Origin of the sequence: Azohydromonas caseinilytica (genome assembly GCF_012927045.1) — a bacterium.
GTDB lineage: Bacteria > Pseudomonadota > Gammaproteobacteria > Burkholderiales > Burkholderiaceae_C > Azohydromonas > Azohydromonas caseinilytica.
On sequence record NZ_JABBFW010000024.1, the window covers coordinates 11,892 to 26,699 of the forward strand.

Below are 14,808 nucleotides of genomic sequence, written 5' to 3' on the forward strand. Positions count from 1 at the left end.
CGTGCTGTCGTCGCTCGATGCCGAGGCCCTGGAGCGCCGCCTGCGCGACACGGTGCGCGGCGAGGTGCGCTTCGACGACGGCAGCCGCGCCCTCTACGCCACCGACGCCTCCAACTACCGGCAGGTGCCCATCGGCGCGGTGATCCCGCGCGACGCGGACGACGTCATTGCCACCGTGGCCGCCTGCCGCGCGTTCCGCGCGCCCGTGCTCTCGCGCGGCGGCGGCACCAGCCTGTGCGGCCAGTGCTGCAACGTCGCGGTGGTGATGGATTTCTCCAAATGCATGAACCGCGTGCTGGAGATCGACCCGGCCGCGCGCACCGCGCGCGTGCAGCCCGGCGTGGTGCTGGACGAGTTGCGCGACCAGGCCGCGCGCCACGGCCTGACCTTCGCCCCCGACCCGGCCACGCACGACCACAACACGCTGGGCGGCATGATCGGCAACAACTCCTGCGGCCCGCATTCGGTCATGGGCGGCGAGACGATGCACAACGTCATCGAGCTGGACGTGCTGACTTACGACGGCCTGCGCCTGACGCTGGGCGCCACCGACGACGTGGCCTTCGAGCGCCTGCGCGCCGGCGGCGGGCGCTCGGCGCAAATCGCCACCGGGCTCAAGCAGTTGGCCGAGCGCTACGCGCCGCTGATCCGCGAAAAATTTCCCGACATCCCGCGCCGGGTCTCGGGCTACAACCTGCCGGCGCTGCTGCCCGAGAAGGGCTTCGACCTCGCCAAGGCGCTGGTGGGCAGCGAAGGCACCTGTGTCGTGATCCTGGAAGCCAAGCTGCGGCTGCTGCCCAACCCCAGGGCCCGCACGCTGCTGGTGCTGGGCTACGACAGCGTGTACGAGGCCGGCGACCACGTGGTCGAGGTGATGCGGGCCGGGCCGATCGCGCTGGAGGGCCTGGACGACCGGCTCATCGAGGACATGAAGCACACCCACCTGCACATCGACTACGTCGGCCTGCTGCCCGAGGGCAAGGGCTGGCTGCTGGTGGAGTTCGGCGGCGACACACGCGAGGAGGCCGACGCCAAGGCGCAGGCCTTGATGGACCGCCTGAAGCAGGTGGACAAGCCGCCGACGATGAAACGCGTGGACGACCCGGTGCAGGAGGCCCACCTCTGGAAGGTGCGCGAGTCCGGCCTGGGCGCCACGGCGCATGTGCCCAATGCGCCCGTCACCTGGGAAGGCTGGGAGGATTCTTCGGTGCCGCCCGAGCGGCTGGGCGAGTACCTGCGCGCGCTGCGCAAGCTCTTCGACCAGTACGGCTATGGTTGCGACCTCTACGGCCATTTCGGCCAGGGCTGCGTGCACACGCGCATCGACTTCGACCTGGAGACGCAGCCGGGGATCGACAAGTTCCGCCGCTTCCTGCACGACGCGGCGAAGCTCGTCACCTCGCTGGGCGGCTCGATCTCGGGCGAGCACGGCGACGGCCAGTCCAAGGCCGAGCTGCTGCCCATCATGTACGGGCCGGAGCTGGTGCGCGCCTTCGAGGAGTTCAAGGCGCTGTGGGACCCGGACAACCTGATGAACCCGGGCAAGGTCGTGCACCCGTATCGCGCCGACCAGCACCTCCGGCTGGGCACCGGCTACCGGCCGCTGCCCGTGGCCACGCGCATGTTCTTCGCCGACGACCAGGGCGATTTCGGCCGCACCGTGCTGCGCTGCGTGGGCGTGGGCGAGTGCCGCAAGCGCGAGGGCACCATGTGCCCCAGCTACAAGGCCACGCTGGAGGAGCGGCACTCCACGCGCGGGCGCGCGCACCTGCTGTTCGAGATGCTCAACGGCGAGCGCGAGCAGGGCGTGCTCAAGCGCGGCTGGCAGGACGAGGCGGTGAAGGAGGCGCTGGAGCTGTGCCTCTCCTGCAAGGCCTGCAAGCACGAGTGCCCGGTGAAGGTGGACATGGCGGCGTACAAGGCCGAGTTCCTGTCGCACTACCACGAGCACCATCCGCGTCCGCTGGCCGCGCGCGTGTTCGGCTTCATCGACCGCTGCTGCGCGCTGGCCGAGCTGGCGCCGGGCGTGGTGAACGCCGTTTCGCAGCACGAGCCCTGGGCCGGGCTGATCAGGCGCGGCGTGGGCATCGCGCCGCAGCGGCGGCTGCCGGCCTTCGCGCGGCGCAGCTTCCGCGCCGGCTTCGAATGGCGGCGTGACGACGGCCCGGGCGTCCGCGGCGAGGTGCTGCTGTGGCCCGACACCTTCAACGACCACTTCCATCCCGAGGTGGCGCATGCGGCGGTGCGGGTGCTGCGGCACGCCGGCTTCGCGGTGCGGCTGCCGCGCCGGCGGCTGTGCTGTGGGCGGCCGCTGTACGAGTTCGGCTACCTCGACGCGGCGCGCGCCTACCTGCGGCGCGTGCTGCAGGCGCTGGACGGCGAGTTGCGCGCCGGCACGCCCATCGTGGTGCTGGAGCCGGCCTGCCTGTCGGTGTTCAAGGAGGAGCTGCCGATGATGCTGCCGCGCGACGAGCAGGCGCGGAGGCTGCGCAGCCAAAGCTTCCTGCTCAGCGATTTCTTGCAGCAAAGCGCGCCCGACCTGGCGCTTGCGCCGCTGCAGCGTCCGGCGTTGGTGCACCTGCACTGCCACCACAAGTCGGTCCTGGGCAGCGAGGCCGAGCTGGCGCTGCTGAAGAAGACGGGGCTGGAGCTGCACCAGCCCGACACCGGCTGCTGCGGCATGGCCGGCTCCTTCGGCTTCGAGGCAAGGAAGTACGAGGTGTCGATGCGCTGCGCCGAGCGCGTGCTGCTGCCCGCCGTGCGCGGGATGGCGCCGGAGGCGCTGGTGATCGCCGACGGCTACAGCTGCCGCGAGCAGATCGTCCAGGCCACCGGGCGGCCGGTGCACCACCTCGCGGAGGTGCTGGGCATGGCGCTGCCGTGCAGCGGCGGGGAGGCGGCGCCGGCGGCCGCCCCGTAGCGCTCAACGCCCGGTGCCACCCTGGCGCAGCGGCCGCAGCTGCTGAGGCTGCTGCATGGCCGCGGGCTCCGTCACGCGCGTGGCGAAGTCCACGCTGCTCAGCCCGAGCAGCAGCGCCAGCGTCCCGGCAGCCACGGCGGCGGCCACGCGCGCCAGCGCGGCACTGCGGCCCAGGCCCATGAACAGCCCCAGCACCAGCGCCGACTTGAGCGCCGCGATCACGAGGCCGATCACCAGGTTGAGCCGGCCCAGCGGGACGTAGGCGCTGCCCAGGCTCAGCAGCAGCAGCGCCAGCAGCGCGGCCCAGGCCAGGCCGATGCGCCGGCAACGGCGTCTGAAGGCACCGGCGTCGCGCTTCACGTGGCCCTCCCGGCCAGGTACAGCAGCGGGTACAGCACGATCCAGACGATGTCCACGAAATGCCAGTACAGCCCGGCCACCTCAACGTGCCCGGCATCGGCCCAGGGCGAGCCGCGCCACGCACCCCAGGCAAAGGTGCCCAGCAGGCCCACCCCGATGAGCAGGTGCAGCGCGTGCAGGCCCGTCATCACGAAATACAGCATGAAGAACAGCTCCGCGCCCGCATGCCGCGCCAGCGCGAAGCCCGGGCCCGGAAACAGGCCCTCGTGCCACTCCTTGGCGTACTCCACGCCCTTGAGCGCCATGAAGGCCAGGCCCAGCAGCGCGGCGCCGGCCAGGAGGCGCGCCGTCGCGCGCCGGCGCCGCTCCTCGCCCGCGCAGGCCGCCGCCACGGCCACCAGCGCGCTGCTGCTGAGCAGCAGCGCCGTGTTGAGCGTGCCCAGCACCACGTGGGTGTGGCGGCTGGCGATGCCGAATCCCTCGCTCCAGTGCGTGCGGCCCCAGGCGTAGGCGGCGAAGAGCCCGCCGAAGAACAGCAGCTCGGTGGCGAGGAAGATCCACATGCCCAGCTGCGCCGTGTCCGGCGGCGGTGCGGCGGCTTCGGCGCGGGCGGTGCTCATGGCGGCGTGCTGGCGGTGCCGGCATCGGGCAGCGGGTGTTCTCGCGGGTCCGCGCGCTGGGCGGACGGGGCCGCCGCTTCGGGCTCGTAGTCGTACACGCGGCGCGGCGGCCGGGGCGGCTCATCGAAGTTGTGGGTGGGCGGCGGCGACGGCGTCTGCCACTCCAGCCCGGTGGCGCCGAAGGGGTTGGCACCGGCTCTTCGGCCGTAGGCCAGCGACCAGGCCAGGTACACCAGCGGCAGCAGGTAGCCCAGCGCCAGCACCACCGCGCCGCTGGAGGAAAACAGGTTGAGCACCTGGAACTCCGCCGGGTAGGCGTGGTAGCGCCGCGGCATGCCGCGCAGCCCCAGCAGGTACTGCGGGAAGAAGGTGAAGTTGAAGCCCAGGAAGATCAGCACCGCCGCGATGCGCGCCCACACCTCCGGGTACTCGCGGCCCGTCGCCTTGGGCCACCAGAAGTGCAGCGCGCCGAAGTACGCCATCACCGAGCCGCCGACCATGATGTAGTGGAAGTGCGAGACCACGAAGTACGTGTCCGACAGGTGCACGTCCAGTGACAGCGAAGCCAGGAACAGCCCCGTGAGGCCGCCGATGGTGAACAGCCCCACGAAGCCCAGCGCGTAGAGCATGGGCGCATCGAGCCGGATGGCGCCCTTGTGCAGCGTCGCGGTCCAGTTGAACACCTTGATGGCCGACGGAATCGCCACCAGGAAGCTCAGCAGCGAGAACACCAGCGAGGCCGCCGGCGACTGCCCGGCCACGAACATGTGGTGGCCCCAGACCAGGAAGCCGATGCTGGCGATGCCCAGGATGGCGTAGGCCATGAAGCGGTAGCCGAAGATGGGCCGGCGCGCGAAGCAGGGCACGATCTCGCTGACCACGCCCATGGCCGGCAACACCATGATGTAGACCGCCGGGTGCGAGTAGAACCAGAACAGGTGCTGGAACAGCAGCGGGTCGCCGCCGTGCGCCGGGTCGAACACCCCCACTTGGAACAGCCGCTCCGCCACCACCAGCAACGCCGTGATCGCCAGCACCGGCGTGGCCAGCACCAGGATCACGCTGGTGGCGTAGATCGCCCACACGAACAGCGGCAGCTGGAACCAGCCCAGGCCCGGCACCCGGCAGCGGTGCACCGTGACGATGAAATTGAGCCCGGTGAGGATGGACGAGAAGCCGGTGACGAACACGCCCAGCAGCGTCAGCGTGACGTAGCCGTTGGAGAACATCGAGGAGTAGGGCGTGTAGAAGGTCCAGCCCGTGTCCACGCCGCCCAGGAACAGCGCCGCCAGCGTCAGCACGCCCCCGGCGATATAGACGTACCAGCTCAGCAGGTTCAGGCGCGGAAAGGCGAGGTCGCGCGCGCCGATCATCAGCGGCACCAGGAAGTTGCCCATCACCGACGGGATCGAGGGGATGAGGAACAGCCACACCATGATCACGCCGTGCGCGGTGAAGAGCTTGTTGTAGGTGTCGTCGCCCACCAGGTCGCCCGCCGGCGTGGCCAGCTCCAGCCGGATGAGGGTCGCCGCCGCGCCGCCGACGAAGAAGAAGGCGGTGATGGCGACGGCATAGAGGATGGCGATGCGCTTGTGGTCGCGCGCCAGCAGCCACGAGCGCAGTGTCAGGCCGTCGTCGAGGTAGCTCATCGCGTCTCCCCGGTGGCGTGCAGGTACGCGATCAGCGCCTGGATGTCCTCCTCGCTCACCTGCCCGGCGAAGGAGGGCATCACCGGCTCGAAGCCGGCCACCACGTCCTTGCGCGGCAGCAGGATGCTGTCGCGCAGGTAGTTGTCGTCGGCGACGATCGCGCGCCCGTCCTGCAGGTGCACGCGGCGTCCGGGCAGGCCGTCGAGCAGCGGCGCGTGCACGGTGGAGCCGGCGGCGTGGCAGCCGCTGCAGCCGAGCTGGCGGAACAGGGCGAAGCCGTACTGCGCCAGGCTGGGCTGCGCCGGCCCCTCGGCCAGCCAGCGGCTGAAGTCGTCCGGGCGCATCACCACGACGCGGCCGATCATGTGCGAGTGTTCGCTGCCGCAGTACTCGGCGCAGAACAGGTGGAACTCGCCCAGCTGCGTGGGCGTGAACCACAGCGCCGTGATGCGCCCGGGCAGCACATCCTGCTTGAGGCGGAAGGCCGGCACGTAGAAGCTGTGGATGGCGTCCTGCGCGCTCATGCGCAGCAGCACCGGCTGGCCCAGCGGCACGTGCAGCTCGTTGATCTCGCGCCGGCCGTTGCGGTGCTGCAGCTTCCACATCCACTGCTTGGCCACCACCGCCACGGGCAGCGCCTCGGGCGGCGGCCGGTACAGCCGCAGGTAGTCGCGCGCCGACCAGGCGCAGATGCCCACGAAGATCAACAAGGGTGTCAGCGTCCAGGCCACTTCGAGCCAGGTCAGGGTGCGCTTGGGGCCTGCGCGCGCGGCGCTGCTGCCGTGGCGGTAGCGCACGCAGAAGAAGACGATCAGCGCGCACACCGCCAGCGCCACGCTGCCGCACAGGATCACCAGGGCCGTGAACAGCGCGTCCACCGGCGTGGCAGCGGTGGAGGCGGTCTGGTCCAGCAGGTGAAAACCCGCGGACAGGCCGGCATCGACCTCGGTGCTCATCGGGCCTTCCTTCCCGGCCACGCCTGCCGCGCCACGAAGGCCAGCAGCGCCAGCGCCGTGAGCAGCCCCACCACGCGCACCGCCTGCAGCACCGCCGCGCTGTGGCGTCCCAGCCGCGCATCGAGGTGGGCGCACAGCAGCGCCAGGCGGTCCGACAGTCCGCCGATGCGGCCCTCGCCGGCGGCCACCAGTGCCAGCCGCAGCTGCGCCGGGTCGAAGCGCACGCCCGGCAGGTAGCGCGACACGCGCCCATCGGGCGTGAGCACCGCCGCCACGGCGGGGTGGGCGTAGCCCTCGGCCGGGCCGTCAGGCTCGCCGGCACGGCGGTAGCGCCAGCCCAGGGCGTGCGCCAGCGAGCGCAGCGCCGCCTCGGCGCCGGTGAGCAGACGCAGATCCAGCGCTTCCTGCGGTGGCCGATGGGCCTCCAGAAAGTCGGCGTAAGCCAGGTCCGCGGTGCGCAACGCGCTGGCGGTGGCGGGTGTGTCGGCCGGGTCAATGCTGACCCGCACGATCCGGTACGCGCTGCGCGGCAGGCCGCCGTCGTGCAGCGCTTCGAGCAGGCCGTGCATCAGCAGCCCGCACAGCTGCGTACAGTGGTAGTAGCCCAGCACCAGCAGCACCGGGCGGTCGCCGAAGGTTTCACCCAGGCGCAGCGGGCGGCCGCTGCTGTCCACCAGCGGCAGGTCGGGCGGCAGTTGCGCGTCCAGGTGCTGCTGCAGGCCGGCGTCGGGGAGCGGCGGGGGCAAGGACAGCGGTTGAGCCAGGGCTTGGCTCAAGCTCAGCAGCCAGAGTGCGAGACAGGCGGCGAGCGTCGTGCGGGCTCTTGCGCGCGGCAGTTGAAGGCGCGGCCAGGGCTCTCTCGCGACTGACGGTGAGCCGGGTTGGCTCACTGCATCGTCATCCCCACGCAAGCGCACTGCTGTCCGGGAAGGTTTGTGGAGGTTGGCCGTGAGCCGATCTGCTCTGTCTACTGCTTCGTCATCCCCGCGCAGGCGGGGACCCAGGCGGTCCCACGTCAGAGTGAAGTAGAAGCGCAGCGAACCGAGATACGAGCTGCCTGCATGCCGGCCAATCGGCATATGGCGGGCTTGGGGACCGCCTGGGTTCCCGCCTGCGCGGGAATGACGAAGTAGTAGGAGCGCCGCCTGTACTTCGTCCTGCAGAAGACCCACACCCCTCCCAGGACAGCCGTGCACCCGCGCGGGAATGGCGAAGTGGGGTGCATGGCTTGGCAGCCTCCGGCGTGTGGTCGAGCCGTCAACTTCCTTGGGTGTGCAGTGGGCACTCATGGCGCCCTCCCTGCCGCGCTGGCCGCCGGCGCCGCCATCAGCGCCATCGCGTCCTCGATCGGGATGTGCACGATCCCTGCGCCGGCATTGACCCAGCCCCGTCCATGCAGCCGGGCCTCCTTCTCCGCGAGGTAGGCGGCCAGGTCCGGCTGAGGCGCGCTCTGCAGCCTGGGCCCGGGGATGCTGAGCGTGTAGGGCTGCGCCAACCGCTGCCCGCCGGGAGGCATGTTCCGACCGTGCAGCCCCAGCAGCACCAGCACCACCACGCCGATCACGGTGCCGGCCAGGGCCGCGCCGGCCAGGGCGATGCGGCCGGTGGGCAACTCAGGCGCGGCCATGCCGAACCTCCGGCGCAGCCGACTCCGGCGCCGGCACCGCCGCGCCCGCCGGCGCCTCGAACAGCAGCAGCCCCATGCCCAGTGCCAGCAAGGGCAGCAGCCACCAGGCCAGCCAGGTGCCGGTGGCGACCGAGGGCAGCACCAGCCAGGCGGTGTTGAGTGCCTGCGTGAGCAGCAGCTCCGCGGCGATCATGCCCAGCCACCGCGCCCGGTCCTTGAGCCGGCGCTGCAGCAGCGCCAGCAGCGGCAGCGCGAGCTGCAGCAGCACCAGCGCGACGCCCACCCACCACCAGCCGCTGCGCAGCCGCGGCAGGTACCAGGCGATCTCGGCGGGCAGGTTCTCGGCCCAGATGATCAGGAACTCCATGAAGGCCAGGTAAGCCCAGGTCATCAGCCACATCAGCAGCAGGTTGCCCAGGTCGCGCGCCAGCGGGACGCCTTCGGCCGCCTCGGCTTCCAGCGCTTCGGGCGCCCAGCGCGCCAGTTGCCACACGCCCAGCGCAGTGCCGCCCAGGGCCTGGCCCGAGAGCACCACCAGGCCGAAGGCGGTGCTGAACCAGCCGGGTACCAGCGACATCAGCAGGTCCACCGAGGCCAGCGTGCCGGTGAGCGCATACAGCGCCAGCGCCGCCGCCGCGCGCCCCTTGGCCGCCAGCGAGGCCGGGCGCGCCAGCCACCACCACAGCGCGCCGTACAGCGCCAGGCGCAGCCCGACGAAGCCCGGCTGCAGCCAGAAGGTGGGAAAGGCTGGCCGCGCCAGCCCCTGCGCCCAGCCCCGCGGGTCGGCCGCCCAGGGGTAGAGCTGGCGCAGGCCCAGCGCCAGCGGCAGGAACAGCAGCAGCGCCCAGGGCAGTCGCGCCGCCGCCGCCAGCGCCACCGGCCGCAGCGCCTGGCCCCAGGCACCGCCGACCAGGCGGTGCAGCCACAGGTTCACCATCCCGCCCAGCATCAGTCCGATGACGAACCACCAGGCCGCCAGCCAGCAGGCCCAGAACAGCCGCGCATCCAGCGCCGCGCCGGGCAGCGCCAGCGCCAGCGCGACCAAGCCCGCGACGCGGCGGCGCGTGAGCGGCCGGCCGGCGGCGGTGGTCATCGCCCGTTCCCTTCTCCGGCCGCCGAAGCCGCCGCCGGCGGCGGCAGCGCCCGCAGTGCGGCCTGCAGCGCCGGCGGCAGGGCGTCGAGGCGCGCGTGCTGGCTGAGCTGCAGCGCGCGGATGTAGGCGACGATGGCCCAGCGGTCGTCCGGTGCCACGCGGTCGGCGTAGGGCACCATGACCCCGTAGCCCTGCGTGATCACGTCGTAGAAATGCCGGTCCGGTGCCTGGCGCAGCCGTTCCTGGTGGTAGCTGGGCGGCGCCGGGAAGCCGCGCCGCACCACCGGGCCGTCGCCGTCGCCCAGCGGGCTGTGGCAGGGCAGGCAGTAGATGCCGTAGCGCTCCTGCCCGCGGCGCAGCAGCCCGGCCGTCAGCGGTGGCAGCGCCGTGGCGGCCTGCGCGGCCTGCAGTTGCGTGGTCACCTCGTCGCCGCGACGGCCGCTGCTGGTGGCGGCCAGGTCGCCCATCGCATGGGCCACGCTGCCCGGCGGCGGTGGGCGCGAGGCCTTGCCGTCGGCGAACAGCGAGCTGGGCTCGCCCGAGTCCAGGCGCGGCTGGTCGTACATGTTGCGCATCAGCCGCTCGCAGCCCGGGAGCAGCAGGCAGCACAGCAGGAACGGCCACGGGTGCCTCACCGGAACACCTCCGAAAGCCGGATCGGCCCTTGCCCGTCCAGCCAAGCCGCGCTGCGTTGCTCATCGAAGGCCGGATCGTCGGCGCGCAGGCACAGGAAGAAGCGGTTGCGCGTGGCGAGGTCGAAGTCCGGCGCCGCGAACACCGGGTGCGCCAGGTCGGGCAGCCGGTTGCCGAAGATGACCATGGCGAAGGCCGTGAGCGCGCCGCCCAGCACCGTGAGCTCGAAGGCCACGGGCACGAACATCGGCCAGCTGTGCAGCGGCCGCCCGCCGACGTTGATGGGGTAGTCCACCACCGCCGAGTACCACTGCATGAGGTAGCCCAAGGTGCCGCCCAGCAGCGCGCCGACGAAGGTGGCGAGGGCGACCCGGTTGCGCGTGAAACCCACGGCCTGCGCCAGCCCTTCGACGTGGAAGGGCGCGTAGGCCTCTGCGCGCGCGTAGCCGGCTTGGCGTGCGGCCCGCGCCGCGCGCAGCAGCTCATGGGCGGTGCGGAACTCGGCCAGCAGGCCCCAGGGCGAGCGCCCGTGCGAAGCCGGTGCCGCGGCGAGGTCCTGCTTTGCGCCTCGCACTGAGGCAATCCCGTTCGGGCTGAACTCGTCGAAGCCTCCGCCATGCCCGTGTGTCAGCGCCTGCCCTTCGACAAGCTCAGGGCGAACGGGGGATTCGATTGGCGTTCGCGAATCGGGGGAAGGCGCTTCGGTAGCGTTCTCCTTCACCAGCAGCCGCATCTCCGAGATGGAAATGGCCGGCAGCACGCGGATGAAGACCAGGAACAGCCAGGCGAAGGCGCTGATCGAGCCCAGCAGGAACACCCAGTCCCACAGCGTCGGCACGAACAGGCCCCAGGAGGAAGGCAGGAAATCGCGGTGCAGGCTCTGCACGACGATGGTCACGCGCTCCATCCACATGCCCAGGTTGATCACCAGGCTCAGCACGAAGAGCGCCAGCGCGCTGCGCCGCACGCGCCGCCACCACAGCAGCTGCGGCACCAGCACGTTGCAGGCGAGCATGCTCCAGTACACCGGCGCGTAGGCGCCGCTCCAGCGGTCCTGCGTCATGGCGATCTCGTAGGTGTCGCCGCTGTAGAAGGCCATGAAGGTCTCGCTCAGGTAGCCGTAGGCCACCAGCGCGCCGGTGGCCAGCAGCACCTTGGCGGCATGGTCCAGGTGTACGTCGGTGATGAAGTCGTGCAGGGCGAAGGCGCGGCGCAGCGGGATGGCCAGCGTGAGCACCATCGCGAAGCCGGAGAAGAGTGCGCCGGCAACGAAGTAGGGCGGGAAAATGGTGGAGTGGTAGCCCGGCGTGTTGCCGATGGCGAAGTCCAGCGACACCACCGAGTGCACCGACACCACCAGCGGCGTCGCCAGCCCGGCGATCAGCAGGTAGGCCGAGGCGTGCCGCGCCCAGTGCCGCGCCTCGCCGCGCCAGCCCAGCGCGAAGAGGCCATAGGCCACGCGCTTGAAGCGCGAGTCGGCGCGGTCGCGCAGCGTGGCCAGGTCCGGGATCAGCCCCAGGTACCAGAACAGGAACGAAACGATGATGTAGGTGCCAATGGCGAAGAAGTCCCACACCAGCGGGCTGCGCCACTGCGGCCACAGGTTCATCTTGTCCGGGTAGGGCGCAAGCCAGTAGAAGAACCAGGGCCGCCCCAGGTGCAGGATCGGGAACAGCCCCGCCATGGCCGCGGCGAACAGCGTCATGGCCTCGGCGAAGCGGTTGATGGAGGTGCGCCAGCGCTGGCGCAGCAGCAGCAGCACCGCGGAGATGAAGGTGCCGGCGTGGCCGATGCCGATCCACCACACGCAGTTGGCGATGGCGAAGCCCCAGGCCACCGGGATGTTCACGCCCCACAGGCCGATGCCGGTGGTGAACAGGTAGGCCATGGCGCCCAGCAGCACCAGCGTGCCGGCCAGGGTGAGCGCGAAGCCCGCCAGCCAGGGCCCGCGCAGCGGGCGCGTGAGTACCAGGTCGGCGATCTTGTCGCTGATGCTGGCGTAGCCCCAGCCGGCATGCAGCACGCCGATGTCGCGCGACACGGGCGGCGCGGGCGGGCCCGGACGGTCGTGCATGGCGGCCTCAGCCCGTGGGGTCGGAAGGGGCCGCCACGCGCGCCAGGTAGGTCGTGCGCGGCTGCGTGCCCAGCTCGCCCAGCAGCGCGTAGTGGCGCGGCGATGCCTTCAACCGCGCGACGTCGCTGCCCTCGTCGTTCAGGTCGCCGAAGTGGATGGCGCGCGTGGGGCACACCGCCTGGCAGGCGGTGACGACGTCGCCGTCCCGGATCGGCGCGCCGGTGGCCTCGGCGTGGTGGCGCGCGCGGCTGATGCGCTGCAGGCAGTAGCTGCACTTCTCCATCACGCCGCGCTGGCGCACGGTGACGTCGGGGTTGCGCTGCGCCTGCAGCGTCTCGGTGGTGGCGTCGGTGAACTGCAGGAAGTTGAAGCGCCGCACCTTGTACGGGCAGTTGTTGGAGCAAAAGCGCGTGCCGATGCAGCGGTTGTAGACCTGCACGTTCACGCCCTCGCTGTCGTGCACCGTGGCGCCCACCGGGCACACCAGCTCGCACGGCGCCTTCTCGCAGTGCATGCACGGCAGCGGCTGGAAGGCGGTGTCGCGGCCCTGGGGGCCGGCATCGTCATAGCGGTCCACGCGAATCCAGTGCATCTCGCGCCCGCGCGCCACCTGTTCCTTGCCGACCACCGGGATGTTGTTCTCGGCCTGGCAGGCGACGGTGCAGGCGTTGCAGCCGATGCAGGCGTCCAGGTCGATGACCATGGCCCAGGCATGCTGCGGGTAGCTGACCTCGGGGTAGAGGCTGGGCGGGCGCTCTTCGCCGGAGCGCAGCCGCTCGCCCGGGCGCACGCTGCGCACGATCTCGCGCCCGGCCTGGCCGAGCTCGTGCTGCGTGACGGCGAACTCATGGCGCCGGCCCAGCGGGCGCAGGTTCAGCGCCGGCGGCCCACCCTGCGCCGGCCGCAGGGCGTAGGCGTCGAAGCCCACGCCGCTGCCGACCCGGCCGGCCTGGGAGCGCCCGCAGCCCAGCGGCAGCGTGGCGGCGTCCTCGGCGTGGCGCGCGCTCACCCACACCGGCGCGTCGAGGCTGCGCCCGCCCGCCTCGACCCGCACGAGCTCGCCCGTGGCCAGCCCCAGCCGCGCCGCGGTGCCCGGGCCCAGCAGCAGCGCGTTGTCCCAGGTGAGCTTGCTGAAGGGCCGCGGCAGCTCCTGCAGCCAGCCCAGGTTGGCGAAGCGCCCGTCGTGCACGCTCGCGTCGGGCGCGAACACGCCTACCAGCGCGCCCGCCGGCGCCGCGGGCGCATGCTCGGGCAGCCGCGCGAGAGGCACGGCGACCGGGGCGAAGGCGCTGTCCGGCACCACGCCGCGGCGCAGCGCCTCGCTCCAGAAGCTCTCGAACGCCGCCTCGTCCGCGCCCCGGCGCCACTGGCGGCGCACCAGCGCCTGGCCCTGCCGCTGCTCGTCGCCGGCCAGCAGGGCCAGCAGCTCGATGGCCGAGCGGCTGTCGTACAGCGGCGCGATGGCCGGCTGCAGCAGCGTCGCGCTGCCGTCGTGGGCCAGCGCGTCGCCCCAGGACTCGTAGTCATGCGACAGCGGCAGGTGCCAGTGGCAGCGCAGGGCCGTCTCGTCCGCGTACAGCCCGGCATGCACGCTCAGCCGCGCGCGCGCCAGCGCCTGCGCCATGCCCAGCTCGCCCGGCGCGTCGTAGGCCGGGTTGCTGTCCAGCATCACCAGGGTGTCCACCGCGCCGTCGCGCAACGCCTGCGCCAGCTCGGCCAGGGTGCCGGCCTGCGGCGCCGCGTCGGGCGGCTCGATGAGGTCGAGCGTGCGGCCGAGCGTGCCGAGGCGCTGGTTCAGCGCCAGCGCCAACGCGTGCGCGTCGGCCGACAGGTTCGGACCGGCCAGCACCAGCGCGTCCGGCCCGGCCTCCTGCAGCGCGCGCAGCACGCGCGCTTCGAACGCCGCCTCGGCGCCTTGGGCGGGCGGCACCGGCGGCAGCCCAGCCCACCAATGGCGTGCCAGGCGCCACAGCAGCGCCTCGATGCGGTGCGGCGGCAGCGCCAGCCGCTCGTCGGCGCGCGCGCCGAACAGCCCCGGCGACACCTCGGCCGCGAACAGGCGCGGCAGGCGGCCGTCGGCGCGCCCCCGCTCGCGCGCCGCGGACCAGTCCATCGCGTGGCGCACCGCGCCGGGGCCGTCGCTGAAGGGGTCGGCCGCCAGCGCCAGCACGCAGCGCGCGCGTTCCAGACGCGGCAGCGGCGCCAGCTCGCGGCCGAAGGCGGCGCGCGTGCCGTCCCGCGCCGCCGTGTCGCGCACGGGGTCGTGCACATGCCAGCGCGCGAGCGGGAAGCGGCGCAACAGCTGCTCGATCAATGCGCGCTGCGTCGGCGAGCTCAAGGGCCCGGTCAGCAGGTGCAGTCCCCGGCCCCGGTCCGCTTCCAGCGCTGGGGCCCGCTGCCGCCATGCCGTGTCGAAGGCGGCCCAGCTGGACGCGGCCTGCGCCGCCGTGGCGCCGGGCACCCCGCCCAGCGCCTGGCGCACGGTGGCGGAGCGGTCCGGGTCCCAGAGCTGCAGCACCGAGGCCTGCGCGAACACGTCCGTGGCGCCCAGGCTGGAGGGGTGCAGCGGGTTGCCCTCGATCTTGATCGGCCGCCCCTCCACCGTGCCGATCAGCACGCCCTGCGCGCAGCCGTCGCGCACGCAGGCGCTGGCGTAGTGGATCGGCATGCCCACCGCCTGCGCCTCGGGCATGTGGACGAAGGGATAGATCCGGGCATTGGGCGGCGCGCTGCACGCTCCGTTGGCCAGCGCCACCGAGGCCGCCAGCAGCGACAGCGCCTGGCGCCGGTTGACACCCGGCTGCCCGCGCACCACGTGCACGGGCGAGGGTTGGGCGGAGGGGGGAGGCATCGCGGGCACCACGGCCGCTGTCAGG

At 72.4% G+C, this 14,808-nt stretch carries 11 protein-coding genes; 1 reads left to right on the forward strand and 10 read right to left on the reverse strand.

What is annotated here, in order from left to right; all coding sequences use genetic code 11:
- Window position 1 precedes the first annotated feature (1 nt).
- Window positions 2-2,920, forward strand: coding sequence for an FAD-binding and (Fe-S)-binding domain-containing protein (locus tag HHL10_RS23295; protein ID WP_310734664.1), 2,919 nt, complete (start codon window positions 2-4; stop codon window positions 2,918-2,920).
- A 3-nt stretch (window positions 2,921-2,923) separates the two neighbouring features.
- Here the strand turns inward: HHL10_RS23295 and HHL10_RS23300 are convergent, their stop codons facing one another.
- From HHL10_RS23300 to HHL10_RS23345, 10 genes are all read right to left on the reverse strand, one after another.
- Window positions 2,924-3,280 carry a cytochrome C oxidase subunit IV family protein gene (locus HHL10_RS23300; RefSeq protein ID WP_169162805.1) on the reverse strand — a complete coding sequence of 119 codons (357 nt, stop codon included), beginning with the start codon at window positions 3,278-3,280 and terminating at the stop codon, window positions 2,924-2,926.
- Window positions 3,277-3,900: a cytochrome c oxidase subunit 3 gene (locus HHL10_RS23305; protein WP_169162806.1), complete on the reverse strand. Its 624-nt coding sequence runs from the start codon at window positions 3,898-3,900 to the stop codon at window positions 3,277-3,279. Before HHL10_RS23305 ends, HHL10_RS23300 begins: the two co-directional genes overlap by 4 nt.
- A complete protein-coding gene (gene ctaD, locus HHL10_RS23310; protein WP_169162807.1) occupies window positions 3,897-5,549 on the reverse strand; it encodes a cytochrome c oxidase subunit I in 1,653 nt (550 codons plus the stop codon). Before ctaD ends, HHL10_RS23305 begins: the two co-directional genes overlap by 4 nt.
- Complete coding sequence (gene coxB / locus HHL10_RS23315; protein ID WP_169162808.1) at window positions 5,546-6,505, reverse strand: cytochrome c oxidase subunit II; 960 nt, start codon at window positions 6,503-6,505, stop codon at window positions 5,546-5,548. Before coxB ends, ctaD begins: the two co-directional genes overlap by 4 nt.
- On the reverse strand, window positions 6,502-7,281 hold the full coding sequence (locus HHL10_RS23320) for an SCO family protein (protein WP_205833176.1): 780 nt from the start codon (window positions 7,279-7,281) through the stop codon (window positions 6,502-6,504). Before HHL10_RS23320 ends, coxB begins: the two co-directional genes overlap by 4 nt.
- A gap of 509 nt (window positions 7,282-7,790) precedes the next feature.
- Window positions 7,791-8,132: a hypothetical protein gene (locus HHL10_RS23325; protein WP_169162810.1), complete on the reverse strand. Its 342-nt coding sequence runs from the start codon at window positions 8,130-8,132 to the stop codon at window positions 7,791-7,793.
- Entirely contained in the window at window positions 8,119-9,225 is a 1,107-nt protein-coding gene (locus HHL10_RS23330) for a hypothetical protein (protein ID WP_169162811.1), read from the reverse strand. Before HHL10_RS23330 ends, HHL10_RS23325 begins: the two co-directional genes overlap by 14 nt.
- Window positions 9,222-9,860 (reverse strand): c-type cytochrome, encoded by a 639-nt coding sequence (locus tag HHL10_RS23335; protein ID WP_310734665.1) that lies wholly within the window; start codon window positions 9,858-9,860, stop codon window positions 9,222-9,224. The genes HHL10_RS23330 and HHL10_RS23335 overlap by 4 nt, the downstream gene beginning before the upstream one ends.
- On the reverse strand, window positions 9,857-11,932 hold the full coding sequence (locus tag HHL10_RS23340; RefSeq protein ID WP_235971750.1) for a quinol:electron acceptor oxidoreductase subunit ActD: 2,076 nt from the start codon (window positions 11,930-11,932) through the stop codon (window positions 9,857-9,859). Before HHL10_RS23340 ends, HHL10_RS23335 begins: the two co-directional genes overlap by 4 nt.
- 7 nt (window positions 11,933-11,939) lie before the next feature.
- Complete coding sequence (locus HHL10_RS23345) at window positions 11,940-14,783, reverse strand: 4Fe-4S dicluster domain-containing protein (RefSeq protein ID WP_169162812.1); 2,844 nt, start codon at window positions 14,781-14,783, stop codon at window positions 11,940-11,942.
- Window positions 14,784-14,808 lie beyond the last annotated feature (25 nt).